At 61.1% G+C, this 25456-nt stretch carries 27 protein-coding genes; 13 read left to right on the plus strand and 14 right to left on the minus strand.

What is annotated here, in order from left to right; all coding sequences use genetic code 11:
- Positions 1–157: 157 nt before the first annotated feature.
- Genes efeU through efeO (V476_RS01940) form a run of 4 tightly spaced genes read left to right on the plus strand, consistent with a single transcriptional unit; the run spans position 158 to position 4428 of the window.
- Positions 158–1012, plus strand: coding sequence for an iron uptake transporter permease EfeU (gene efeU, locus V476_RS01925; protein ID WP_004417080.1), 855 nt, complete (start codon positions 158–160; stop codon positions 1010–1012).
- An 8-nt stretch (positions 1013–1020) separates the two neighbouring features.
- Positions 1021–2232: an iron uptake system protein EfeO gene (gene efeO, locus V476_RS01930; protein WP_024961089.1), complete on the plus strand. Its 1212-nt coding sequence runs from the start codon at positions 1021–1023 to the stop codon at positions 2230–2232.
- A 19-nt stretch (positions 2233–2251) separates the two neighbouring features.
- A complete protein-coding gene (gene efeB / locus V476_RS01935; protein WP_024664591.1) occupies positions 2252–3574 on the plus strand; it encodes an iron uptake transporter deferrochelatase/peroxidase subunit in 1323 nt (440 codons plus the stop codon).
- A 29-nt stretch (positions 3575–3603) separates the two neighbouring features.
- The gene (gene efeO / locus V476_RS01940) at positions 3604–4428 is read left to right on the plus strand and encodes an iron uptake system protein EfeO (RefSeq protein ID WP_003427240.1); all 825 of its coding nucleotides are present in this window, start codon (positions 3604–3606) and stop codon (positions 4426–4428) included.
- A 182-nt stretch (positions 4429–4610) separates the two neighbouring features.
- Here efeO (V476_RS01940) and V476_RS01945 read toward each other — a convergent pair whose 3' ends face one another.
- The 3 genes from V476_RS01945 to V476_RS01955 form a co-directional block, all read right to left on the minus strand.
- Complete coding sequence (locus tag V476_RS01945) at positions 4611–5381, minus strand: molybdopterin-dependent oxidoreductase (RefSeq protein WP_024961088.1); 771 nt, start codon at positions 5379–5381, stop codon at positions 4611–4613.
- Positions 5378–5998 (minus strand): cytochrome b/b6 domain-containing protein, encoded by a 621-nt coding sequence (locus V476_RS01950; protein ID WP_003370324.1) that lies wholly within the window; start codon positions 5996–5998, stop codon positions 5378–5380. The genes V476_RS01945 and V476_RS01950 overlap by 4 nt, the downstream gene beginning before the upstream one ends.
- A gap of 74 nt (positions 5999–6072) precedes the next feature.
- Positions 6073–6678 (minus strand): hypothetical protein, encoded by a 606-nt coding sequence (locus V476_RS01955; protein WP_024961087.1) that lies wholly within the window; start codon positions 6676–6678, stop codon positions 6073–6075.
- A gap of 170 nt (positions 6679–6848) precedes the next feature.
- Between V476_RS01955 and V476_RS01960 the strand changes: the two genes are divergently transcribed.
- A complete protein-coding gene (locus V476_RS01960) occupies positions 6849–7538 on the plus strand; it encodes a heavy metal response regulator transcription factor (RefSeq protein WP_002554192.1) in 690 nt (229 codons plus the stop codon).
- On the plus strand, positions 7517–8905 hold the full coding sequence (locus tag V476_RS01965) for a heavy metal sensor histidine kinase (RefSeq protein ID WP_024961086.1): 1389 nt from the start codon (positions 7517–7519) through the stop codon (positions 8903–8905). Before V476_RS01960 ends, V476_RS01965 begins: the two co-directional genes overlap by 22 nt.
- Positions 8906–8924: 19 nt before the next feature.
- On the opposite strand, the gene V476_RS01970 is transcribed toward V476_RS01965, so the two are convergent.
- Entirely contained in the window at positions 8925–9593 is a 669-nt protein-coding gene (locus tag V476_RS01970) for a polysaccharide lyase family 7 protein (protein WP_003344165.1), read from the minus strand.
- A gap of 537 nt (positions 9594–10130) precedes the next feature.
- On the opposite strand from V476_RS01970, the gene V476_RS01975 reads away from it, so the two are divergent.
- The 7 genes from V476_RS01975 to V476_RS02005 all read left to right on the plus strand — a co-directional run bounded on the left by V476_RS01975 (position 10131) and on the right by V476_RS02005 (position 17812).
- Positions 10131–10583 (plus strand): MarR family winged helix-turn-helix transcriptional regulator, encoded by a 453-nt coding sequence (locus V476_RS01975; protein WP_003344167.1) that lies wholly within the window; start codon positions 10131–10133, stop codon positions 10581–10583.
- On the plus strand, positions 10580–12667 hold the full coding sequence (locus tag V476_RS01980) for an FUSC family protein (protein WP_024961085.1): 2088 nt from the start codon (positions 10580–10582) through the stop codon (positions 12665–12667). The genes V476_RS01975 and V476_RS01980 overlap by 4 nt, the downstream gene beginning before the upstream one ends.
- A complete protein-coding gene (locus V476_RS01985; protein ID WP_003315925.1) occupies positions 12664–12873 on the plus strand; it encodes a DUF1656 domain-containing protein in 210 nt (69 codons plus the stop codon). The genes V476_RS01980 and V476_RS01985 overlap by 4 nt, the downstream gene beginning before the upstream one ends.
- Entirely contained in the window at positions 12870–13754 is an 885-nt protein-coding gene (locus tag V476_RS01990; RefSeq protein ID WP_003344172.1) for an efflux RND transporter periplasmic adaptor subunit, read from the plus strand. Before V476_RS01985 ends, V476_RS01990 begins: the two co-directional genes overlap by 4 nt.
- Entirely contained in the window at positions 13751–15184 is a 1434-nt protein-coding gene (locus V476_RS01995; RefSeq protein WP_024961084.1) for an efflux transporter outer membrane subunit, read from the plus strand. The genes V476_RS01990 and V476_RS01995 overlap by 4 nt, the downstream gene beginning before the upstream one ends.
- A gap of 701 nt (positions 15185–15885) precedes the next feature.
- Positions 15886–16710, plus strand: coding sequence for an ion transporter (locus tag V476_RS02000; protein WP_024961283.1), 825 nt, complete (start codon positions 15886–15888; stop codon positions 16708–16710).
- A gap of 103 nt (positions 16711–16813) precedes the next feature.
- Positions 16814–17812 (plus strand): sulfate ABC transporter substrate-binding protein, encoded by a 999-nt coding sequence (locus V476_RS02005; RefSeq protein WP_024961282.1) that lies wholly within the window; start codon positions 16814–16816, stop codon positions 17810–17812.
- 58 nt (positions 17813–17870) lie between these two features.
- On the opposite strand, the gene V476_RS02010 is transcribed toward V476_RS02005, so the two are convergent.
- The 10 genes from V476_RS02010 to ccmA form a co-directional block, all read right to left on the minus strand.
- On the minus strand, positions 17871–18278 hold the full coding sequence (locus tag V476_RS02010) for a lipoprotein (protein ID WP_003316888.1): 408 nt from the start codon (positions 18276–18278) through the stop codon (positions 17871–17873).
- A gap of 154 nt (positions 18279–18432) precedes the next feature.
- Positions 18433–19632: a c-type cytochrome biogenesis protein CcmI gene (gene ccmI / locus V476_RS02015; RefSeq protein WP_024961281.1), complete on the minus strand. Its 1200-nt coding sequence runs from the start codon at positions 19630–19632 to the stop codon at positions 18433–18435.
- Positions 19629–20099, minus strand: coding sequence for a cytochrome c-type biogenesis protein (locus tag V476_RS02020; RefSeq protein ID WP_003316886.1), 471 nt, complete (start codon positions 20097–20099; stop codon positions 19629–19631). The genes ccmI and V476_RS02020 overlap by 4 nt, the downstream gene beginning before the upstream one ends.
- Positions 20096–20632: a DsbE family thiol:disulfide interchange protein gene (locus tag V476_RS02025; RefSeq protein WP_024961280.1), complete on the minus strand. Its 537-nt coding sequence runs from the start codon at positions 20630–20632 to the stop codon at positions 20096–20098. Before V476_RS02025 ends, V476_RS02020 begins: the two co-directional genes overlap by 4 nt.
- On the minus strand, positions 20629–22602 hold the full coding sequence (locus V476_RS02030) for a heme lyase CcmF/NrfE family subunit (RefSeq protein ID WP_024961279.1): 1974 nt from the start codon (positions 22600–22602) through the stop codon (positions 20629–20631). Before V476_RS02030 ends, V476_RS02025 begins: the two co-directional genes overlap by 4 nt.
- 3 nt (positions 22603–22605) lie before the next feature.
- The gene (gene ccmE / locus V476_RS02035; RefSeq protein WP_024961278.1) at positions 22606–23073 is read right to left on the minus strand and encodes a cytochrome c maturation protein CcmE; all 468 of its coding nucleotides are present in this window, start codon (positions 23071–23073) and stop codon (positions 22606–22608) included.
- Positions 23070–23246 carry a heme exporter protein CcmD gene (gene ccmD, locus V476_RS02040; protein ID WP_003422211.1) on the minus strand — a complete coding sequence of 59 codons (177 nt, stop codon included), beginning with the start codon at positions 23244–23246 and terminating at the stop codon, positions 23070–23072. The genes ccmE and ccmD overlap by 4 nt, the downstream gene beginning before the upstream one ends.
- A complete protein-coding gene (locus V476_RS02045; protein WP_024961277.1) occupies positions 23243–24046 on the minus strand; it encodes a heme ABC transporter permease in 804 nt (267 codons plus the stop codon). Before V476_RS02045 ends, ccmD begins: the two co-directional genes overlap by 4 nt.
- A gap of 54 nt (positions 24047–24100) precedes the next feature.
- On the minus strand, positions 24101–24772 hold the full coding sequence (gene ccmB, locus V476_RS02050) for a heme exporter protein CcmB (RefSeq protein ID WP_024961276.1): 672 nt from the start codon (positions 24770–24772) through the stop codon (positions 24101–24103).
- Entirely contained in the window at positions 24769–25410 is a 642-nt protein-coding gene (gene ccmA / locus V476_RS02055) for a cytochrome c biogenesis heme-transporting ATPase CcmA (RefSeq protein ID WP_024961275.1), read from the minus strand. Before ccmA ends, ccmB begins: the two co-directional genes overlap by 4 nt.
- Between the last annotated feature and the right edge of the window lie 46 nt (positions 25411–25456).

Genomic DNA, 25456 nt, shown 5'->3' on the forward strand with positions numbered 1-25456 from the left:
CCGATTACCTGAACCTGACCTGAACGACCTGCCAAAAACGCAAGGCCGATAAAAAACAACTACCCGCATTCAAGAATGAGTATCATTATGTTACGCAGTGTTTCCGGCCTACGACCCGCTGAGACACGTTCACCCTACAGCTTTGACTCGGTGAGATATGCTTGTTCCCTTTTTGATCATGCTGCGCGAAGGCATCGAAGCCGCGCTCATCGTTGGCATTATCGCCAGTTACCTGAAGCAGACCGGCCGCGGCGAGTGGATGCCTGCGGTATGGATCGGCGTATTTCTGGCTGCCGCGCTCTCGCTGTTCGTCGGCGGCGGGCTTGAGTTGATGAGCGCCGAGTTTCCGCAGAAGCAGCAGGAACTGTTCGAAGGCATCGTCGGCCTGATCGCGGTCGGCATTCTCAGCTCCATGGTGTTCTGGATGCGCAAGGTCGCACGGTCGATAAAAAACGCGCTGCATGAATCACTCGACGCCGCCCTCACCGGCTCGAAAAACCAGACCTACGCGCTGATCGCCATGGTGTTTTTCGCCGTGGCCCGCGAAGGCCTGGAGACCGTCTTCTTTCTGCTCGCCGTGTTCCAGCAGAGCGACGGCTCCGGCGCGCCGCTGGGCGCCCTGCTCGGCCTGTTACTGGCAGTCGCTTTCGGTGTGGCCATCTACAGCGGCAGCATGCGCCTCAACCTGAGCCTGTTTTTCCGCTGGACCGGGTTGTTCATTCTGGTAGTGGCGGCGGGCATTCTCGCCAACTCCGTCCAGGCACTGCATGAAGCCGGGGTCTGGAATCACCTGCAGGAAGTGGTTTTCGACATCAGTGCGCTGCTGCCGATGGACGGTCCTGCCGGTTCGGTACTGGCGGGCATGTTCGGTTACCAGGACGCGCCGACGGTCAGCACCCTGAGTGCCTACCTGATTTACCTGATCGGGGCGCTGCTGCTGTTCTTCAAGCCGCACACCCCGGCCGCTGGCAAGGTCATGCAGCCAAACACATCTTCTGTTACGAACGAATAAGGGCCTCCATGTCTAACCGTCCCTCAGGGCCTTCCGGGAAAGCCCGGCCGCCCCGTGTCCTGCGATTGGCAGTCACCGGCTCAGTGATCCTGATGATCGCCGCAGGCGGGCTGTTCTACTACGCCTCGCAGGTCGCAGCCAAAAAGCGCGCGGCCAATGCCGGTACTGAGACCGTGGTCAATATCCACGCTCATAACTGCGAACCGAACGCCTTGACGGTCGCTGCGGGCAAGAACGCCTTCCGCATCGTCAACCGCTCGGAACGCGCCGTCGAATGGGAAATTCTCGATGGCGTGCTGGTGATTGAAGAACGGGAAAACATCGCACCAGGGCTGAGCCAGGTGATCAATGCCAACCTGACGCCCGGTGATTACACGATTACCTGCGGTCTGCTGAGTAATCCGCGCGGCACCTTGCATGTCACGCCGACGGCAGAGTCCGACGCCAAGGCCAAGGCGCGTCCGTCCATGACCGCCTTCATCGGGCCGCTCTCCGAGTACCGCGTGTACCTGAGCCTGCAAAGCTCGGCGCTGATCAAGGCCGTCACCGCCCTGCAACAGGCCATTGATGCCGGCGACCTGAGCGCCGCCCAGGCGGCCTACCTGCCCGCCCGCGCCGTCTACCAGCGCATCGCACCGGCTGCACAGCGCCTTGCCGAGCTGGACAATGCGATCAATGCCCGCGCCGACTATTACGAGAAACGTGAACAGGATCCTGGCTTCGGCGGCTTTCACCGCATTGAATATGGCCTGTACGAGCAACACAGCGTCGAGGGCCTGGCGCCGGTCGCGCAGCGTCTGCAAACCGACGTCACCCAGCTCAAGCAACAGTTGATGGCGCAATCGCTGGCGCCCGAACAGCTGGCGGCCATTGCCACGCGCACCCTGCGCAGCCTGGCTGAGGTACGCAGCAACGGCGAAGAGGAACGCTACAGCCACAGCGACCTCAACGGCTTTGCCGCCAACCTGGACGGCACCCGCAAGATCGTCGACCTGCTGCGGCCGTTGCTGGCCCGCAGTGCGGGTGATCTGTTGCAGAAGATCGACGCAGCCATGGCTGATCTGGACACCACGCTCGATGCGTTGAGCAGCGCCGATGGTGGCGTGCGCCCCTACGATCAGGTGAATGAGACGCAACGTCAGCAGATCGCCGCCAAGGCTGGCGCTCTGGCTGACGCACTCAATGGCATCGACCCGGCACTCGGCCTCTCCGGCCTTTGATTTACTGGAGCACAGCACGATGAAAAATCCGGACAGCAATTCAGACACGAGCAATGCTCCGGCCTCCCTGCAACGCCGCCGCGTTCTGATGGGGCTCGGCGCTGCAGGGGCCGCGCTGGCTGGCAGCAGCCTGAGTGGCAACGCACTTGCCGCAGCACCTGCGCAGGTCGCCGAAGCGCCGAACAGTGAGAAAACGCAGGACCACAACGAGTTTCACGGCCTGCATCAGAGCGGCATCGTCAACCCGCGCCCTGCTGCGGGCATGCTGGTAGCGTTCGATGTTCTGGCCGCCGACCGTGAGGACCTGGAACGTCTGTTTCGCACCCTGAACGAGCGCATCGCGTTCCTGATGACCGGTGGCCCGGTGCCGGAGATCGATCCGAAACTGCCACCGCCGGACTCAGGCATTCTCGGTCCGGTGGTGACCCCGGACAACCTGACCATCACCGTGTCGGTAGGCGAGTCGCTGTTCGACGAGCGTTTCGGTCTGACCCCGGTCAAGCCGAAACGCCTGAGCCGCATGACCGGTTTCCCCAACGATGCGCTGGATCCGGCCAGTTGCCATGGCGACCTGAGCATCCAGTTCTGCGCCAACACTGCCGACAGCAACATCCATGCGCTGCGCGACATCGTCAAGAACCTGCCCGACCTGCTGCTGGTGCGCTGGAAACAGGAAGGCACCGTGCCGCCCCAGGCACCGAAGAAACCCGGTCAGCCGCCGGAAAGCGCACGCAACTTCCTGGGTTTCCGGGATGGCTCGGCGAACCCGGATTCCAACAACCAGAAGACCATGAACGAACTGGTCTGGGTGCAGCCGGGCAGCGACGAACCGGCCTGGGCCGCCAACGGCAGCTATCAGGCGGTGCGCATCATCCGCAACTTCGTCGAGCGCTGGGACCGCACGCCCTTGCAGGAGCAGGAGTCGATTTTCGGCCGCAGCAAAAGCACCGGCGCGCCCATGGACGGCAAAGTCGAGAGCGATGTGCCCAACTACGCAGCCGACCCGGAAGGCAAGAAAACCCGACTGGATTCGCACATCCGCCTGGCCAACCCGCGTACCGCCGAAAGCCAGCGCAACCTGATACTGCGCCGCCCGTTCAATTACTCCAACGGAGTGAACAAGAACGGTCAACTGGACATGGGCCTGCTGTTCATCTGCTATCAGGCCGATCTGGAAAAAGGCTTCATTACGGTACAGAGCCGGCTTAACGGCGAGCCGCTGGAGGAGTACCTCAAGCCGGTCGGTGGCGGCTATTTCTTCACCCTGCCGGGGGTAACCGGCGACCAGGATTTCATCGGTCGCTCGCTGCTGGCGGCCGTATCGTCCACTCAAAACGCATGACCTATCCACTCCTGACCCGGAAGACACTCATGAAAAAGACGCCCCTGGCTTTGCTCCTGACCCTTGGCCTGCTCCAGACTCCACTGGCGGCCTTCGCCGCCACCGCGCCGCTGGATCTGGTAGGCCCGGTGTCGGACTACAAGATCTACGTGACCGAGAACATCGAAGAACTGGTCAGCCACACCCAGAAATTCACCGATGCCGTGAAAAAAGGCGACATCGCGACAGCCAAAAAGCTCTACGCCCCTACTCGCGTGTACTACGAGTCGGTAGAGCCGATTGCCGAACTGTTCAGTGACCTGGACGCGTCCATCGACTCACGCGTCGACGACCATGAACAAGGCGTTACGGCGGAAGACTTCACCGGCTTCCATCGCCTGGAGTATGCGCTGTTCTCGCAGAACACCACCAAGGATCAGGGCCCTATCGCCGACAAGCTGTTGAGCGACGTCAAAGACCTGGAAAAGCGCGTGGCCGAACTGACCTTCCCGCCTGAAAAAGTCGTCGGCGGCGCCGCAGCCCTGCTGGAAGAAGTGGCAGCGACCAAGATCTCCGGCGAAGAAGACCGTTACAGCCACACTGACCTGTATGACTTCCAGGGCAACATCGACGGTGCGAAGAAAATCGTCGACCTGTTCCGCCCGCAGATCGAACAGCAGGACAAAGCCTTCTCGAGCAAAGTCGACAAGAACTTCGCCACCGTGGACAAAATCCTCGCCAAGTACAAGACCAAGGACGGTGGCTTTGAAACCTACGACAAGGTCAAAGAGAATGACCGCAAAGCCCTGATCGGTCCGGTCAACACCCTGGCAGAAGACCTCTCGACCCTGCGCGGCAAACTGGGCCTGAACTGATCTGAAGCGCCGCGCCTGCCCAAGGTGCGGCTCTTTGCCGTGCCCGTGGTCACTGCACCTGAGTGTGACGCAGAGCGTCACGAACTACATTCCCATGCTGTAGCGTGAGGAACGATAATCTCACTACCGCCATCGTGCGACGCTCTGCGTCGCATGCCGTTCGAGACGCTCTGCGTCCGTTCCTAGATCCCGCTGAACCAGTTGTACCCCTGATCCTCCCAATACCCCCCAGGATTCTCGTTACTGACGAAAATCTCCACGATGTGCTTGGGATTCTTGAAGCCCAGCTTGGTCGGCACCCGCACCCGCAACGGGTAACCGTAATCAGGTGGCAGCGCCACTTCACCAAAGTCCAGCGCAAGCAACGTCTGCGGATGCAACGCAGTGGGCATATCCAGGCTCGAGTAATAGCGGTCAGCGCACTTGAAACCGACAAAACGCGCCGTCGTGTCAGCGCCGATATACTCCAGGAACGTCTTCAGCGGCACGCCGCCCCACTGCCCTATCGCACTCCAGCCCTCGATGCAGATCAACCGCGTGATGTCCGTGCGTTGCGGCAGTTTGCGCAGCGCCTCAAGCGTCCACGGCTGCTTGTCCCGCACCAGCCCCGACACCGCCAGCTGGTAATCGGAAAGATCCAGCTCCGGCACATTGTATTCAGGGTAGAACGCATTGAACGGGAACGGGTTGGTCAACTGCGCCTTGCTGTAGGTCGGCGCCAGCTTCTGGCCGTTGAACAGCCAGGCCTGAACCCGGTCATTCCAGCGCGACATGGCCCATAGCACTTTATCGACCTGATCGCCATCCTGCAGGTTGCAGCCTGTGAGCATCGACATCGCGCCCACGGTCAGCCCGGCGCGCAAAAACGAGCGGCGCTGAATATCGACCAGTTGGCGCTCTTGCGCGGGCTCAAGGCGGATACGCTGAGTGTTGCGTTTACGTGGTTCGTTCATGATTGCGCAGTTCCGTCTTCGTTCGGCTGGCGGCCGCCGGTAATCATCGGCAGCAAAGTACTGGGCACCAGCACGACCAGCAGCAGATGGACGATGACGAACGCGCCGATGGCGGTCATCGCCCCGAAATGTACCCAACGGGCGAAATCGAATCCGCCCAGCAGACTGACCAGCCCCTGAAACTGCACCGGTTTCCAGATAGCCAGACCGGAAAGCACCACCAGCACGCCCATGGCCAGCACCAACCAGTACATCAACCGTTGCACGGCGTTGTAACGGCCTTTGACGTGGACCAGTCGAAAACGCAACGCGTCACTCATGTCACGCGTCACTTCGGACGGCCGGACCGGCAACAGGTCGCGTTTGAAATGGCGGCTGAACACGCCATACAACACATAAATCAGACCGTTGATGACCAACAGCCACATCACCGCGAAGTGCCAGGCAATGGAACCGCCCAGCCAGCCGCCGAGTGTCAAGAATTTGGGAAAGGTGAACGGCATCAGTGGCGATGCGTTGTAGATCGCCCAACCGCTCATAAACATACAGACCATGCCCACAGCATTGACCCAGTGGGTCAGGCGCACCGGCCACGGATGGATGGGGCGGGTTTTCATGTCGAGATCCCTCTGATCAGGCCTGGAAAAGGCTGTCAGGGGCAGCCTTGCGCCCCTGACAGCTATGGCGGTGATTACATCGGCGGGGTGAAACGGCCTTTGCCGACGGCCACACCACGAGCGGACTTGCCGTCGTCAGCCGGGAACACCACGACGTTGGCGCCCTTGGTCAACTGGTCGACGTTGCCTGGCTCGACGTAGGCGATAGGCACATCCTGCGGCACCACCAGTTTCTTCTCGCCACCCTCGTATTTGACGGTCAGCGTGCGACCATCGGTGCCAGCCAACGTGCCAACGGTGCCATTGGTCATGGTGCCGGTGCTGCCATCAGCGTTTTCCCAGCCATAGTGACCTTCGCCACTGCCTTTGAGGCTCGCCTCAAAAACGGTCACTTCCAGCGCTTTCAGTGTGCCGTCCGCCTGCGGGATGGCAGCCGAACCGACAAAACTGTCGCCTTTGATTTGCTTGAAGTCCGCTTCGGAAACAAGACGAATACCGGTCTTGTCAGTCAGCTTGATGCTTTCGTGCTGACCCGAACGGGTGGTGAAATCGAGGGTGTCGGCGCTGACGCTGTCGACGGTCCCACGCATCGGTTTGACCACCTTCATGTCGGCAGCCTGGGTCATGACAGCGGCACTGAGCAACAGCAGGCCGAACGTAGTAGAGAGTGCAGTCTTCATCGGTACTTCCTTGGCAGGTGAGATCTGAAACCCATCTTTGCACCGCTACCGGCACCGCAGAATGACCGGGCAATGACATTTTTGTCATTCGTCGGACACCTTGTCGGCAACTGGTTAGACTCCGGCATCGGCGCACCATGGGTGCAGGCAAAAGCGTAGCGGACAAAACGATGCATATCCTGCTGATTGAAGATGACACCAAAACCGGCGAGTACCTGAAGAAGGGTCTGGGTGAGTCCGGCTACAAGGTGGACTGGACCCAGCACGGGGCCGACGGCCTGCACCTGGCGCTGGAAAACCGCTATGACCTGATCGTGCTGGACGTGATGCTGCCGGGCATCGATGGCTGGCAAATCATCGAAGTACTGCGCGCCCGGCAGGACGTGCCAGTGCTGTTTCTGACCGCGCGCGACCAGTTGCAGGACCGGATTCGCGGCCTGGAACTGGGTGCCGACGATTATCTGGTCAAGCCGTTTTCCTTCACTGAACTGCTGCTGCGCATCCGCACCATCCTGCGCCGGGGCGTGGTACGCGAGGCGGACCACTTTCATCTGGCCGATCTGGAACTGGACCTGCTGCGCCGCCGGGTGACGCGCCAGCAACAGGTCATCGTGCTGACCAACAAGGAGTTCGCCCTGTTGCACCTGTTATTGCGCCGCGAAGGCGACGTACTGTCCAGGGCACAGATTGCCTCGGAAGTCTGGGACATGAATTTCGACAGCGACACCAATGTCGTGGACGTCGCCATCAAGCGCCTGCGCAGCAAGGTGGACCTGCCCTACCCGGTCAAACTCATCCACACCGTGCGTGGCATCGGTTATGTGTGCGAGGTGCGGCCATGCGACGCCAGCCTTCCCTGACCCTGCGTTCGACCCTGGCCTTTGCCCTGGTGGCGATGCTTACCGTCAGCGGCGCAGGCCTGTACCTGTATCAGTCCATCGAAGAAACGGTCATGCAACGCAGCGACCATGCCGTGCTCGCGCGGCTGGACCACTTTCGCAAGCTGCTGCGCTATGACTTGACCATGGACAACCTCAAAAGCAGTCCGCAGCTGTTCGAGAACATGCTCGACAGTGAAGAAGACATCTTCATCATCGGCGAGCCGGGCAAATCACCAGTGATCTCGGTCAACCCGCAGCACGCGCCTCTGCCGGAGCTGCCGACCGTGGCGCAGGACCAGCCGCTGCGGGTCGACGACCTGCGCAGCGGCATGAGCCTGCAAGGCGTGCCGTTGCGCGCGGCTGCCGTGCAGGTGATGTCCAACGGTGTCGAAGTACGCTTGCAGGCCGCACACCTGATGGTCAAGGAAATGGCCATGCTCGCCAGCTTCCGTCAGCGCATCTATATAGCCGTGGCCCTGGCGTTTCTGATAACCGCAGCCTTGGGGTATGTGCTGCTGCGTCGCGGCTTGCATCCGCTGCGAATAATGGCCGCCCATGCCGCCGCAATCACCCCGGCCAGCCTGCACAAACGCCTCGACAGCCGTGATACGCCCGTCGAACTGCAACAACTGAGCGACGCCTTCAACGCCATGCTTGACCGTCTGGACGATGGCTACCGACGCCTGATGCAGTTTTCTGCCGATCTGGCCCACGAAATCCGCACACCCGTCGGCTCGCTGATGGGCCACTGCCAGGTCGCCTTGCGCCAGAACCGCAGCGCCGATGAATATCAGGCGCTACTGGCCTCCAATCTGGAAGAGCTGGAGCGCATCTCGCGGCTGGTAGAAAGCATTCTGTTTCTGGCACGGGCGGACGAAGCCCAAGCCGCGCTGGAACGTCAGTCGCTGGATCTGCATGATGAGCTGCAACGGGTCGCCGGCTATTTCGAGGGGCTGGCCGAAGAACGCAATCTGACCCTGAGCACCAACGGACAAGGCACGTTGCTGGCCGATCCGATTCTGCTGCGGCGTGCATTGAGCAATCTGGTCGCCAATGCGATTCGCTACGCCGATGAAGACAGCGAAATTCTGATGCGGGTGACGGCTGTGGACAAGCACTGGAAGATCGATGTGGAGAATCAGGGACCGGTGCTGCCGCAAGCCACACTCGCGCGCTTGTTCGATCGTTTCTATCGCGGTGACGCCTCACGCCATGAGCGTTCGGATTCCAACGGCCTGGGGCTGGCGATCGTCACGGCAATCATGCAACTGCACGGCGGTCGGGTCGAAGTCGATCAACCCGCCGCCGGCAGAATCTGCTTCAGTCTGATATTCCCGGCGGCCTGAGGCCTGCGGTACGCGAGGATCAATTCTTTTTCTCGTGGGCAATGGCCAGCTTGTAGAAGGTGGCCGAGCCGCCTTCCGTGGTGTAGCCGGTATTGTCCTGGGTATAGACCCCTGCCTTGAAGTAGAACAGTTTGCTGGCCCAGGCTGAATCCAGCTTGGCGTACCAGACTGCGTCAAAGGCATTGACCGTCAGATCGCCAGACGGCGACAGGTTGATGGTGTAGTTGAACTGCTTGTTGAGCGGCACACCTTGCGCGATGGTGATGACCTCGATTTCCGAGTCCGGCGTACGACGAAACTTGGCGACGATGTTGCCGGTCTGCAGCTTCTCCTTGTACTGATACTCCACCTTCAGCAGCGGTTCGGTGCTCTGGTAGCAGTGAATCTGACCGATCACGATCTTGCCGCTGGAAGGCACTTGATCGACTTCCAGGGTCGCGCGCAGAAAGTTGTCGGCACTGGAGTAGGCCCAGTTGAAGACTCTTCCGTCTGAAGTCGTCTCGCGCAATTCGGAACGAGGGTACTTGGCGTTTTCGGTGGTTGAACCCGTCACCGGCGCCCAGAAGAACAGCGTATCCCCTGATTGAAAGTAGCCATCCCGATAGCCCTTTACCAATTTGGGGGTTTCGATGATGGTCGCGGGGCTTCCGACAGGTACGGAGAGATTCCAGGTAGCAAGGTCGATCATCGCGTAGCTCGCAAGGTGCGTATCACGCACCAACTGAATGGCTCTGGAACGGGTGTGCTGGCCCGTTTGGTCATCCAGACTATCGGCTTAATCGTTTATTTTTAAAACAGACCCGACAACGCTTTGGCGTCAACAAAACGTCTAAAAACAGCCAATGCCATCACCCCGATATCAATTGCTGCAGTGCGGCAATGTGCCACTGTCGAGCTACAAGCGTTGATTAACGTGAAGAAGTGTTTTGTGAAGCGCGTCATTTTTTTGAATGTATCGAGTCCGCCACAGCGCGAAAAACCCCAAATAACCGACAGACGGTAGCGGTTATCTTCAGGATAAATGAACTTCCGCCGCTTGAAGCACACCAAGGCGACCCTTTTAGAGCGTCACGTCGTCTCAAAACACGTTTTTAACGGTTAGAAAGAAAGCGCCTCCGCCGGGCAGCTTCGGGTTGACTGTAAGCAGTTGTTACGGGATATTAGTTAGCAAGCTATTTATATCCCTACTAACAATATTGCTCCTAACTAAATTCCTGGTGTTTCCATGTCTGTCGAATCCCTGCATCGGACAATCAGCAGTGGCCTGGTGGCCGCGTCTCGCCAATGGCGACGCATCTGCCAGAACACGCTGGTGACCTATGGCATTTCCGAAGCCTGCGCAGGTCCGCTGTTGGCCATCGCACGCCTGGGCGATGGCGCACATCAGGTAAAAGTCGCTCAGGCGGCCGGCATGGAGAGCCCGACGCTGGTGCGTCTGCTCGATCAGTTGTGCCAGGCCGATATCGTTTGCCGCACCGAAGACCCGAATGACCGCCGCGCCAAGGCCTTGAGCCTGACGCGCAAAGGTCGCGCACTGGCCTGTTCCATCGAAGCCGAGCTGACCCGCTTGCGTGCCGAAGTGCTGCAAGGCCTGCAACCTGCCGACCTGGAAGCCACCTTGCGGGTGTTACAGGCGTTTGCCGATGCGGCGCAGCGCGAACACGGGGGCCAGGCTTGAACGGATTTTTCTCCAGCGTTCCACCTGCACGTGACTGGTTCTACGGTGTACGCACCTTCGGCGCGTCGATGCTGGCGCTTTACATCGCATTGTTGATGGAAATGCCCCGCCCCTATTGGGCAATGGCCACGGTGTACATCGTCTCCAGCCCCTTCGTCGGCCCGACCAGTTCCAAGGCGCTGTACAGAGCGGCCGGAACCCTGGCCGGTGCGGCGGCATCGGTCGTGCTGGTGCCGATGTTCGTGCAGACGCCGTTGTTGCTGGCCATCGTGGTCGGGCTTTGGACCGGTACCCTGTTGTTTCTGTCCCTGCACTTGCGCACCGCCAACAGCTACGCATTGATGCTCGCCGGCTACACCATGCCGCTGATTTCGCTGCCGGTGGTCGACAACCCGCAGGCTGTATTCGACATCGCGGTGTCGCGTACCGAAGAGATTTTTCTCGGCATCATTTGCGCCGCTGTCGTGGGTGCGATGTTCTGGCCCAGACGCCTGGCGCCGGTGTTTCAGGCCACCACGGAAAAGTGGTTCAGCGATGCCGCGACCTACAGCCAGCGCTTTATCAACCGCACCTGTCAGCCCGAAGAAATCGGTACGCTGCGCAATTCGATGGTCGGCAGCTTCAACTCGCTGGAAATGATGATCGGCCAGTTGAGCCACGAAGGCGCCCGCAAGCAAACCGTGCGCAACGCCAATGAACTGCGCGGCCGGATGATCCACCTCTTGCCAGTCATCGATGCGCTGGACGACGCACTGTGGGCACTGGAGCGACGCTCGCCCGAGCTGCTGGCCAGCATCAAGCCCTTGTTGCAAAAGGCTTGCGACTGGCTCGAAAGCACTGCCGATGGGCCGCAGGTGGAGCAATGGCAGCAGCTGCACCGCGATCTGCAGAGCCTGCAACCGGACTCCGCGCAACTGGACGACCGCGACCAACTGCTGCTTTCCAATACGCTGTTCAGGCTGGGTGAATGGATCGACCTGTGGCTGGATTGCCGAACCCTGCAATACGCGATCAAGACCGACGACCAGTCACAGTGGCGCGCGGTCTATCGCCACTGGCGCCTGGGCCGGCTGACCCCGTTTCTCGACCGCGGTCTGATGCTCTATTCGGTGACCTCGACAGTACTGGCGATCATCGCCGCGTCGGTGTTGTGGATTCTGCTCGGCTGGAAAGACGGCGCAAGTGCCGTGGCACTGGCGGCGGTGTCGTGCAGCTTCTTCGCCGCCATGGACGACCCTGCCCCGCAAATCTACCGGTTCTTCTTCTGGACCCTGCTCTCGGTGGTGTTCGCCAGCCTGTACCTGTTTGTGGTGCTGCCCAACCTGCATGACTTCCCGATGCTGGTGCTGGCCTTCGCCGTGCCGTTCATATGCGTCGGGACCCTGACCGTGCAGCCGCGCTTCTTTCTCGGCACGCTGCTGACCATCGTCAACACCTCGTCGTTCATCAGTATCCAAAGCGCTTATGACGCGGACTTCATGAACTTCCTCAATGCCAACCTGGCGGGTCCTGCCGGGCTGCTGTTCGCCTTCATCTGGACCCTGGTGTTCCGCCCGTTCGGCGTCGAACTGGCGGTCAAGCGCCTCACCCGTTTCAGCTGGCGTGACATCGCCAGTCTCAGTGAAAACGCTTCGCTGGCCGAGCATCGGCGCATGGGCGTGCAAATGCTCGACCGCCTGATGCAGCAACTGCCGCGCCTGACGCTCACCGCCCAGGACACCGGGATTGCCTTGCGTGAACTGCGCGTCGCGCTGAACATGCTCGACCTGCTGGCCTACACCCGCCGTGCCACGCCAGCGGCCCAGGTACTGCTGCGTCAGGTGATCGAAGAAGTCAGCGGCTATTTCAAACAGTGCCGCAAGGCCGGTGAACGGCTGCCGGCGCCCAGAGGCCTGCTGATGGCCATGGACCGCGCACGCCGTTCACTGACCGATCAGGAGATGGGCGACAACCCGGCCCGACTGCACCTGCTGCATGCTCTCAGCGGCCTGCGCCTGGCGCTGCTACCGGGGGTCGAAATCGTCACCGTGGGCGGCGAACTGACCGAGCAACTGCCGCACAACATTGATGGAGCGCCCCTGTGATCGGTGATCTGGACATCAGCGGGATCTTCATCCCCACGTTCCTGGCGATGATGGGCATCGCCTATCTGCTGTTTCTGGTCGTGCACGCGGTGCTGTCGCGTGCCCACTTCTACCGTCTGGTCTGGCACCGGGCTTTGTTCAACGTAGGTCTATACGCTTTGTTGCTCGGCGCCGTGGATACTCTAAGTCGATACCTGATGACATGAAAAAACCGATACTGACACTGGGCCGCGTGGTCCTGACCCTGCTGGTTGTCACCCTCGCCGCCGTGGTCGTATGGCGCATGGTGATGTATTACATGTATGCACCGTGGACGCGCGACGGGCATATCCGCGCCGACATCGTGCAGATCGCACCGGACGTGTCCGGGCTGATCCAGAAGGTCGAAGTCACTGACAACCAGCCTGTGCACAAGGGCCAGGTCCTGTTCACCATCGATCAGGACCGCTTCCGTCTGGCACTGCGCCAGGCGCAGGCGACGGTCGCCGAACGTCAGGAAACCTGGGAGCAGGCACGCCGTGAGAACAAACGTAACCGGGGCCTGGGCAATCTGGTCGCCCGCGAACAACTGGAAGAAAGCCAGTCACGCGAAGCCCGAGCCCTTTCGGCACTGGGCGAATCAAAGGTTGCGGTGGATGCCGCGCAGTTGAACCTGGATCGCTCGGTGATCCGCAGTCCGGTGGACGGCTACCTCAACGACCGCGCCCCCCGCGAACATGAGTTCGTCACTGCCGGGCGTCCGGTGCTCTCAGTGGTCGATTCGACGTCGTTCCACATCGATGGCTATTTCGAGGAAACCAAGCTCGATGGCATCCATGTCGGCCAGGGCGTCGACATCCGTGTCATCGGCGACAACGCGCGGCTGACCGGCCATGTGGTGAGCATCGTTGCCGGTATCGAAGACCGCGATCGCAGCAGCGGCTCGAACCTGCTGCCCAACGTCAACCCGGCCTTCAGCTGGGTGCGTCTGGCGCAGCGGATTCCGGTGCGGATTGCCTTCGATGACGTGCCTGCCGATTTCCGCATGATTGCCGGGCGTACCGCGACGGTGTCGATTATCGACGACACGCAGGAGCGCAGCCGATGAAACGTGCTTTACGCGTGGCCGCGCTCGGCTTTACCGCCGTGCTGTCGGCCTGCCAGATGGTCGGTCCGGATTACCAGTTGCCCAAAGACGGCGCGATCAATCGCCCTGACTTGCAGGGTGAACTGGCTGGTCGCTCGGTCAACACGGTTTCGGCCCCGGTGCCTGCTCACTGGTGGCGCCTTTACCAGGATGCGCGTCTGGATGAGCTGGTGGGCCAGGCAATCGCTTCCAATACCGACCTGCGCATCGCTGCCGCCAACCTGCAGCGTGCCCGCTATCAGACCTCGGAGGCCGAGGCGGCCGGCGGCTTTACCAACGGCGCGAAGATCGGCGCGCAGCGCGTGCAGGAGTCTGGCGAGGCGTTTCTGCTGACCGACAAGGTGCCGGTGGCCAATGTCGGCGATGTGGGTCTGACCACTTCGTACCAGTTCGATCTGTTCGGCACCTTGCAGCGTGGCATCGAAGCGGCGCAGGCCAATGTCGATGCCAATCAGGCGGCGGTGGATACGGCACGTATCACGGTGGTCGCCGATGTGGTGCGCGCTTACACGCAGATTTGTGCGGCCAACGAAGAGCTCGACATCGCCCGCGAATCGCTGGAATTGCAAAAACAGAGTGTGTCCCTCAACCAGCGCCTGCGTGATGCCGGGCGTGGCGATGAAACCCAGGTCACTCGTTCGCAGACGCAGTTCAAGTCATTGCGCGCCGAAATGCCCCGTTACGAGGCGCGTCGTCAGGCTGCGATGTTCCGCCTGTCGATGTTGCTGGCCAAACCTGTCGAGCAACTGCCCGCCGGGGTCAGCACCTGCAACCAGCTGCCGCATATTGCGCAGGTCATGCCGGTGGGCGACGGCGCAGCACTGCTCAAACGCCGCCCGGATGTGCGTCAGGCTGAACGCCATCTGGCGATGTCGACTGCCGAGATCGGCGTTGCCACCGGCGAGCTGTATCCGGACATCAGCATCGGCGCGAGCATTGGCACCACCGGCCTGATCGAGAACCTTGGCAAGCCGGCGGCCAATCGCTGGGGCTTCGGGCCGCTGCTGAACTGGACTATCCCGTCCAACGGCTCACGCGCCCGCATCCATCAGGCCGAAGCCTCGGCGCAAGCTGCGCTGGCGCGCTTTGACGGTGTGGTGCTCAATGCCATCCGTGAAACCCAGACCGGTCTGGCGCAATACACCGCCCTGCTCGACCGCCGCGACGCGCTCAAAGACGCCGAGCAATCTGCCAAGGAAGCGGCTGACCAGACACACCGTTTCTATCAGGCCGGACGCGCCTCGTTCCTCGCCGATCTGCAGGCTACGCGCACTTACACTGACGTACGCGCGCAGATGGCCGAGGCCAACACGCAGGTGGCGATGGGGCAGATCAATCTGTTTCTGGCTCTCGGCGGCGGCTGGGAGAAGGATGACGTGGCGCAGCAGTAGGATGGGCGTTCGCCTCGCCATCAGGCCTCGTTCGGATGGATTACGTCGCACTCTGCGTCGTCAGTACCATCGCGATTGAAAAGCGCTTCAGAGCAATTTGGCTAAAGGCACGGCCCGGAAACTGATGACTATCGTTCCTCACTCCGCGTGGGAATGCAGTTCGTGACGCTACGCGTCACACAGCGGTTTTTCTTTGTCAGGTGTATTGAGGTTCGGCTCAGGTCACCTTTTCGCCCCTCGGCGAGTCACTTTGATGGGGCCAAAGTGACCAAAGCCCCTGGCTCCGTTTCCGGCCCGACTTCGTCGGGTTCCTTCGCCCTGGCACTGATCCGGGGGTCGCCGCAACGGACCATCCATGGTCCGGTGCGGCTAGCCTGGCGTCCTGCCAGGCTACCCCCGGATCAGCGCCAGGACTCAGCCGTCACTTACGTCGCAATTTGCGTCGTTAGTGCCATCGTGATCGAAAAGCATTTCGGTGGCAGTGGCTGCGATTTTGACTATCGTTCCTCACGCTCCGCGTCACACAGCGGTTTTCTTTGTCAGGTGGATTTGGGTTCAACTCAGGTCACCTTTACGCGGACTATAACGACCTTTTCGCCATCAAGCGAAGCGTCGCCCGGCTCGCTCCCGCAAGTCTTGTGCGCTTGCACTCAACCACCCAATGCTCCTAGGCTCTCCCGATCTTTGATTCGGGAACCACCATGGACAGCTCTCTCAGCCGCCGCGAGCGGCTGCATATTGTTATTTTCGAGGCCAATACGCCTGCCGGGCGGATGTTTGACAAGGCGGTGCTGGTCGCGATTCTGCTCAGTCTGCTGGTCACTATCATCGATAGCATCGAGAGTATTCATCGTGATTACGCGATGCTTTTCGCATGGATCGAATGGGGCTTCACGCTGATGTTTGCCATCGAATACATGCTGCGCCTGTATTGCTCGCCGCGGCCGCTGAAGTACGCATTCAGTTTCTACGGGCTGGTGGACCTGCTGGCGATCGTGCCGGGCGTGCTGTCTATCTATTACAGCGATGCGCAATACCTGCGGATCATCCGTATGCTGAGGATTTTCAGGGTGCTCAAGCTCGGCACCTACCTGCGGCAGGCCAATTACCTGCTGGCGGCGCTGCGTGGCAGCAAGCAGAAGATCATCGTGTTTCTGGTCACGGTGTCTACGCTGGTCACCGTGTTCGGCACGCTGATGTATGTGATCGAAGGTCCGGAGCATGGTTTCACCAGCATTCCCAAAGGCATTTACTGGGCTATCGTGACCCTGACGACGGTGGGCTTTGGCGACATCGTGCCCAAGACCCCGCTCGGCCAGATGCTCTCCTCGCTGGTGATGATTACCGGTTACTCGATCATCGCCGTGCCCACCGGGATATTCACCGCCGAGCTGGCCAACGCCATGCGCGGCGAGCAGTTGAAACACGACTGCCCGGTGTGCTCGAAAAACCTTCACGAGCATGGCGCGGCGTTCTGCTCACGTTGTGGCAATCAATTGTTTAAAAAAACCGAGCACAAGGCATAAGCAAAGATCTTTTCGGTCTTTAAACCGCAGGCGCGATGCTGATAGTGTCGCGGCATTACGCCATCAGGCTGATCACACGACTCTTCACCTCAAGGACCCTGCAGTGAATAAACTCTTCGCCGCCTCGCTACTGGCCGCCGGCCTGGCTTTTGCCAGCGCTGCCCAGGCAGCTCCAACGCTGCTCAACGTCTCCTATGACGTGATGCGTGATTTCTACAAGGACTACAACAGCGCCTTCCAGAAACACTGGAAAGACGAGAAGCATGAAGATGTGACCGTGCAGATGTCTTTCGGCGGATCGAGCAAGCAGGCGCGTTCGGTCATCGACGGGCTGCCGGCTGACGTGATCACCATGAACATGGCCACTGACATCAACGCCCTGGCCGACAATGGCAAGCTGGTGCCGGAAGATTGGGTCAGCCGCCTGCCAAACAACAGCGCGCCCTTCACCTCGGCCACGGTGTTCATCGTGCGCAAGGGCAACCCGAAGGCGATCAAAGACTGGCCGGACCTGATCAAGGATGGCGTGGAAGTCATCGTGCCCAACCCGAAAACCTCGGGCAACGGCCGCTACACCTACCTCTCGGCCTGGGGTTACACCTTGAAAAAAGGCGGCGATGAGGCGGCGGCGAAGAAATTCGTCGGTGATCTGTTCAGCCATGTGCCAGTCCTTGATACCGGCGGCCGTGGTGCGACCACAACGTTCATGACCAACCAGATCGGCGACGTGCTGGTCACTTTCGAGAACGAAGCGGAAATGATCGCCCGCGAATTCGGTCGCGATCAGTTCGAAGTGGTTTACCCCTCCGTGTCGGCAGAAGCCGAGCCACCGGTGAGTGTGGTCGACAAGGTCGTGGACAAGAAAGGCTCCCGCCCCCTGGCTGAGGAATACCTGAAATACCTGTGGTCACCGGAAGGCCAGGAAATCGCTGCCAAAAACTACCTGCGCCCGCGTGACCCGCAGGTACTGGCCAAGTACACCGATCGCTTCCCGAAAGTGGACTTCCTCTCGGTGGAGAAAACCTTCGGCGACTGGCGCACGGTGCAGAAGACCCACTTCATCGACGGCGGTGTGTTCGACCAGATCTATCCGGGCAAATAAACCGCTCAGGCGATGCAAAACGGCGACCTTCGAGGTCGCCGTTTTTATTGAGCCTGGATCATTTACTGAACTGTTTGCCCAGCCCTGCCGGCACGCCACTGACATCAGTCGCCTGCCACGGACCGTTGGGGCTGGTTGCCCAGCTCCAGCCGTCATTCCACTGGTAGTAAGTGCGCTGGCGATAGAAGGTATTAGGCTGATCGTCCATCACGTACACGCCCAGGCGCGGGTCCCAGTGGCTGCCGCCGCCCGGTGGCGGCGCGAAACTGGCCGAGGACTTCGGCGCTGCGGCAGGCGCCTTGGCAGGCTCCGAAGGCGCGCTACTCGGACGCGGTGCGCCGGGCTGCTGGCCACCCGGCAGGTTAAGGATAGGATCCTGGCTATGTGGCGGTGCCGGATGCTGGACAGCACAGGCACTCAGGCCAACGACCAGACCCAACAAGGTGATGCGTGCGGTACGGTACATAAGCGAATTCTCTAGGTTCTGTACGAAAAGTCGGCGAGCGAAGGTCAGGCAAGGCAAAAACAGGCGAGGAAGCGGAGTTTACGTGTTGTAAATGAGCATTCCGAGCCTGTTTTTAACGCAGCATCACCGAGCGCAGCCACTTTACGTACAGAGGCTAGTTATCCGGACTGTCAATGGTCAACGCCTGCTGCGCCGCAGCATCACTGGCCAGTGGCTGACTGCGGCCGACCCACTCACCGGTGGTTGGCTGCCCTGCGCGAGACACTCGCGCAACCAGTTGGACTTGCGCAAAGTTCGACAGGTTCAGTTGCGGCATCATTGCGTCGGCATCGCTCAGTTCCACGTCGGCAGGCAAGTCCGCCACGGTAATGCGTTTGACCGCCAAAGGCGCTGCCGGGCCATTGATCGCGCGGGCGAAGATGAACACGCTGTCGTTCGGCCTTACCTTGCCTTGAAGCGCCGCAGCCAGCTCGACATGAATTTTTATCGACTTCGCCTTAACCGCAGGAGCAGGCGCCGCGTCTGCAGGGCGTTTGGCGAGGTTATCTCTGGCGCGGGCAATGCCGCCTTCCAGCGCCGAACGCGATGCGTCATCTGCGGGCAGTGCTGCAAGCAACCGGGTCCAGTAATCCACCGCCGCCTGATAGCGCTGTGTTTCGAACGCGGCAATCCCGAGCAGGCCAAGGCTAGTGACTTCCTTGGGGTCAGCCAGCAGCGCTTCGTCGGTCAGCACCTGAACCTGGGGTGTGAAGTGTTTGTCACTGGCGAAATACAGCGCCTGAGCCCACTGCCCGAGCAACTCGGGCTGCCTTCCGGCCAGCGCCACTGAACGCTCGAACATCTGCGCGGCATCACCCGGGCGGTTCTGCGCCATATAGCTGCGCGCCAGAAAATACAGGTTTTCGGCTGAATCCGGTTGAGCCTGCACGCTGCGCTCAAGGCGCTGGGTCATGTCTGCCAGCGAGGTGGGTGGTCGAGCGAATTCGCGACTCAGTTCAACCCGGTCACTGGCACCCAGCTGGAGATAGCCCGCCAGCCCCAACACCGGGACCAGCAGCGCAGCCAGCACCAGCAAGGGCTTGCCCAGACGCGATGTGCGGGCGGGCTCTGCGCCTTCGGTGTCGGCAAGCAGCTCACGCGCTGCTTCGGCACGTGCAGACTGCAATTGCGCCACCGACAGCACGCCCTGCTCCTGCTGAACCTGCAACTCGCTCAGTCGCTCCTGATACAAGGCCACGTTCAGAGCTGTGCGGTCTTCTTCCCGTTGCGCGCGATGGCCGCGCAGCAGCGGAATCAGCAAAAAGCTCAGCGCGACCATCAGCAACAGCCCGGTAGCCATCCAGAAGTCGATCATGGGCGGTGCTCATCCAGCAAGGTGGCAAGACGCTGCTTCTCATCTTCGCAAAGCTCGTCGGTCTGTGCGGATTGTGCCTTGCGGCGGCGGCCAACGATAAGGCCGATCACCACAAACCCGCCAACCAGCAGGCCGGCGGGCCCGAACCACAGCAGCCAGGTGCGTGCATTGAGGCTCGGCTTGTAGCGAACGAAATCGCCATAGCGATCGACCATGAAATCGATGATCTGTTGATTGCTCTGCCCTTCGCCCAGCATGCGGTAGATTTCCTTGCGCAAATCAGCGGCAATCGGCGCATTGGAGTCGGCAATGTCCTGGTTCTGGCATTTCGGGCAGCGCAGTTCTCGGGTCAGTTCGCTGTAGCGCGCGCGCTCGGCATCGTCGCGAAAAGCATAAGCGTCGATGGCCGCGTGGGCGATGCCGGAACACAGCACGCTGAACAGGACGATCATCAGGCAGCGCTTCATGGCCGCGCCTCATCGACCAGTTGCTGATAGCGCGCGCCAAGCTTTTCGCGCCACACTGCGTCGTCGATGACCCCGACGTGTTTGTAACGAATGACGCCCTGAGCATCGATCAGGAAGGTTTCCGGCGCACCGTACACCCCCAGGTTAAGGCCCAGAGAACCGTCCTGGTCACGAATATTCAGCTGATAAGGATCATGGAATTCCTTGAGCCATTTCAGCGCGTCCGCGTTGACGTCCTTGTAATTCACGCCGTAGATCAGCACGCCCTGCTGCGCCAGCCGGGTCAGCACCGGATGCTCCACCCGGCAGGCCACGCACCAGGTGCCCCAGACGTTGACCAGCGCAGGTTTGCCGAGCAGATCGGCACGGCTCAACATCCGCTCGCCCTGCACCGCCGGCAGCGAGAATGCCGGAAAAGGCTTGCCGATCAGTGCCGAGGGCAGCTCGGCGGGGTCCAGATACAAACCGCGATACAAAAACGCTGTCACGCCCAGAAACAGCACTAATGGCAGCACCATGACCCAGCGTTTCATTGTGCAGCTCCCGACAGACCCAATGCCTCGCGCACCTTGTTCTTTACCCGGGTGCGATAACGCCGGTCCAGCGCCGCCAGCACCCCGCCCAGGCCGGTCAGCAGGCCGCCCAGCCAGATCCAGCGCACAAACGGTTTGACGTGAACCCGAACGGCCCACGCACCATCGCCCAGCGGTTCACCCAGGGCGACATACAGGTCCCGGCTGAAACCGGCATCAATGCCCGCTTCGGTCATCATCGACTGCTGCACGGTGTAGAGGCGCTTCTCCGGGCGCAGTTCGGTCAGTTGAACGCCGTCGCGCAACACGCGAACCGTGCCCCGATCAGAGGTGAAGTTAGGCCCTTCATAATGCCGGGCACCCTCGAAGACAAAGGTATACCCACCCAGTTCGGTGGACTCGCCAGGGGCCATGCGCAAATCGCGCTCGGCGCTGTTCTGGCTCGACAGCACCACCCCCAGCGCGCACACGACAATGCCAAGGTGCGCAAGCTGCATGCCCCAATAGCTGCGGGTCAGACCGCGTGCGCCGCTGAGCAAACCCTTGTGGCGGGTCTTGTCGAGCAGGTCGCGAACCCCGGCCAGCAGCACCCAGGCGGCGAGCATCAGGGTCGCCAGCACCGCCCACTGGAAATCGCCCAGCAGCAGACCGGCCAGCACCGCCAGGACGACGCTGCCGATCAGTACCGGGGCCAGCATGCCGAGCAGCCATTTCAGCGGCGTATCCTTCCAGCGCACCAGTACGCCGACCGCCATCACCACCAGCAACAAGCCCATCAACGGCACGAACAGCGTATTGAAGTACGGCGGGCCGACCGACATCTTGGCGCCGCTCATGGCATCGATCACCAGCGGATAAAGGGTGCCCAGCAGAATCATCGACGCGGCAACCACCAGCAACAGGTTATTGCCCAGCAGCAGGGTTTCCCGCGACCACAGGCCGAATCCGACCTGGCTTTTGACCACCGGTGCGCGAATCGCGAACAGGGTCAGCGAGCCGCCCACCACGACCAGCAGGAACATCAGGATAAACACACCGCGCGCCGGGTCCGAGGCAAAGGCGTGCACGGAGGTCAGCACCCCGGAACGGACAAGGAACGTGCCCAGCAGGCTCAGTGAAAACGCAGCAATGGCCAGCAATACCGTCCAGCTCTTGAATACGCCGCGTTTTTCCGTGACCGCCAACGAGTGAATCAGCGCAGTGCCCACCAGCCAGGGCATGAACGAGGCGTTTTCCACCGGGTCCCAGAACCACCAGCCGCCCCAACCCAGCTCGTAATACGCCCACCACGAGCCCAGGCTGATGCCGATGCCGAGAAAGGCCCAGGCCACTAGCGTCCACGGACGAGACCAGCGCGCCCAGGCAGCGTCGAGTCGACCGCCTAGCAAGGCCGCGATGGCGAACGCAAAGGCCACGGAGAAGCCGACATAGCCCATGTACAGCATCGGCGGATGCACGATGAGGCCAATATCCTGCAACAACGGGTTCAGATCACGTCCATTCGCGGGCATCTGCGGCAACAGACGCGCGAACGGGTTGGAGGTCAGGATCAGAAACGACAGGAAACCCAGGCTGATCATGCCCATCACGGCGAGGACCCGCGCCAGCATCACCTGCGGAAGTTGCCGTGAAGACACCGACACGGCGAAGGTCCAGCCGCCGAGAATCAAGGCCCAGAGCAGTAACGAACCCTCATGCGCGCCCCACACGGCACTGAACTTGTAGTACCAGGGCAGCGCGGTGTTGGAGTTCTGCGCAACGTAGGCGACGGAGAAGTCGTCGACCATGAACGCGTAGGTCAAGCAACCGAAGGCGAAGATCAGAAAGCTGAACTGGCCCCAGGCTGCCGGACGGGCAAGGCTCATCCACAAGCGATCACCGCGCCATGCGCCGATCAGCGGAATGATGGCCTGCACCAGCGCAAAGCAGAATGCCAGAATCATGGCCAGCTGGCCGAGTTCGGGAATCATCGATCAACCCTGTTTGACGGGTGTGGAAGGCGCAGCCGGTGCCGTCTGACCGCTGTCACGCAGCGCCTTGGTGACCTCGGGGGGCATGTATTTCTCGTCATGCTTGGCCAGTACTTCATCGGCCACCACTACGCCCTGTGCATTGAGTTTGCCCAGCGCCACGATGCCCTGCCCTTCACGAAACAGGTCAGGAAGAATGCCTCGATAGGTGATGGTTACCGACTTGTTGAAATCGGTGACCACAAAACGCACGTCCAGCGAATCGGCCGAGCGCTGCAATGAGCCCTTTTCGACCATGCCGCCAGCCCGAATGCGCTTATCCATCGGTGCCTCGCCATTGGCGATCTGGCTGGGGGTGTAGAACAGGTTGATGTTTTCCTGCAAGGCGCCGAGGGCCAGGGTCACGGCCAGACCGACACCGGCCAGCAGCGCGACAATGATCAACAAGCGTTTTTTGCGCAGCGGGCTCACGGGCGATTCTCCCGCTTCAGGCGACGTGCCTGCTGTTTCAGAAACCGCTGCCGCGCCCATAGCGGCAGCGCCACGTTGACCAGCAGCACCACAAGGCACAAACCGTAGGCCGACCAGACAAACACCCCGTGGCGGCCCATGGCAAGAAAATCGCTGAACGATGCAAAACTCAAAGCGTGTTCTCCGACTGCGCTGCTGTGTGGCCCAGGCTGCGCAGAATCTCGGCCTTGACCCACTGGGTGCGCGCTTCGCGACGCAGCACTTCAAGACGCATGCGCATCATCAACAGCACGCCGAACAAGCAATAGAAACCCAGCGTGGTAAACAGCAGCGGCAGCCACATTTCAGCCGGCATGGCGGGCTTTTCCGTGAGGCTGAACGTCGAACCCTGGTGCAGGGTGTTCCACCACTCGACCGAATACTTGATGATCGGAATGTTCACCACACCGACGACGGCCAGCACAGCGCAGGCCTTGGCGGCGCTGTCGCGGTTACTGATGGCATTGCCCAGCGCGATCAGGCCGAAATACAGGAACAGCAGAATCAGCATCGAGGTCAGTCGCGCGTCCCAGACCCACCATGCTCCCCAGGTGGGCTTGCCCCAGATCGCGCCGGTCGCCAGCGCCAGCGCGGTCATCCACGCGCCAATCGGTGCAGCGCAGTGCAGCGCGACATCGGCCAGCTTGATTCTCCAGACCAGCCCGACCAACCCGCACACGGCCAGCATGACGTAACAGGACTGGGCGAGCATCGCGGCAGGGACGTGGATATAAATGATACGGAAGCTGTCGCCCTGCTGGTAATCCGGCGGCGCGAACGCAAGGCCCCAGACCATGCCGATGACCAGTAACAGCAAAGCGGCAACACTCAGCCAGGGCAGCAGGCGTGCGCTGACGCGGTAAAACCCTTTCGGCGAGCCGAGCGTGTGCAGCCAGGCCCAACCGATGCTGCTTTTCATGGCGTTGCTTTTCATCAGGGTGCATCCAGGGTGTTGACCGGCATCGAAGTCTCGATCCCGGAACCTCAATTATTCGCCGATGCTGATTTTCAGGCCAGCGGCTATCGCAAAGGGTGTCAGGGTGATCGCCAGCGCCGCCAGGCTGCCCAGCCACAGCAGATAGCCGGTCGTCGGCATGCCCTGCAGTGCGGCCTGCAACGCGCCACTGCCCAGAATCAGCACCGGGATGTACAGCGGCAGAATCAACAATGCCAGCAGCAGGCCGCCACGCTTCAAACCCACGGTCAACGCCGCGCCCAACGCCCCCAACAGGCTGAGCACCGGGGTGCCCAGCAGCAGCGAAACCATCAACACCGGCAGGCACTGCACCGGCAGACCGAGCATCAAGGCCAGCAAAGGTGACAACAGTACCAGTGCCAGCCCGGAAAAAACCCAGTGTGCCAGCACTTTGATCAGCACCAGAAGGGCCAGCGGGTGCGGCGAAAGGACCCACTGCTCCAGCGAGCCGTCCTCGAAATCACTGCGCAACAGCCCGTCCAGCGACAGCAGCACGGCCAGCAGTGCCGCCACCCAGACCAGCCCCGGCGACAAGGTTTGCAACAATTGCACCTGCGGCCCCAGCGCCAGCGGGAACAGGGCGACCACGATCGCGAAGAACACCAGCGGGTTGGCCAGCTCTGCCGGACGCCTCGCCAGCAGCCGCACCTCACGGAGCATCAGCAGAACAAACACATTGCTCATGCTGACCACTGCCCCAGGTCGAGGTCCCGATAGCCCGCGGGCAGACGGCTCAGGCTGTGGTGGGTGGTCATGACAATCATGCCGCCGTGTTCACAGTGCCGGGCGAGGTGGTTTTCCAGTTGCTCGATGCCTTGGCGGTCGAGCGCGGTAAACGGCTCGTCGAGCAGCCAGAGTGGCGGGCCCGGCAGATACAGACGTGCCAGCGCGACGCGACGCTGCTGCCCGGCCGATAAAGTGTGACAGGGCACGTCCTCGAAACCTGCAAGGCCGACCGCATCTAGCGCGGTAGCTATCGCGCCGGCATCGGCTGGCTGGTGCAGGGCGCTGAGCCAGGACAGGTTTTCCAGCGGCGTCAGCACATCCTTGAGCGCTGGCGCATGACCGATCCACAACAGCTTGCTGCCCGGTGCCGCGGGCCCACGATCCACTGGCTGCGCGTCGAGCACCACCTGCCCGGCCGTTGGCTGCATCAACCCGCACAGCAGGCGCAGCAGGCTGGTCTTGCCGCAGCCGTTGGGACCGCTGATCTGCAGCATGTCGCCCGCGTGCAGATGAAGATCGAGGTTTTCGAACAGCATCCGCCCGTCCCGCTCACACGCCAGAGCCGTCGCTTGCAAAAATGGGGTGGCTGGGATCATGAAGCGTTTCCAGTGCTTTGCGTCGCGAAATGTGCCAAAACAGAGA

Origin of the sequence: Pseudomonas syringae KCTC 12500, from assembly GCF_000507185.2 — a bacterium.
GTDB classification, from domain to species: domain Bacteria; phylum Pseudomonadota; class Gammaproteobacteria; order Pseudomonadales; family Pseudomonadaceae; genus Aquipseudomonas; species Aquipseudomonas syringae.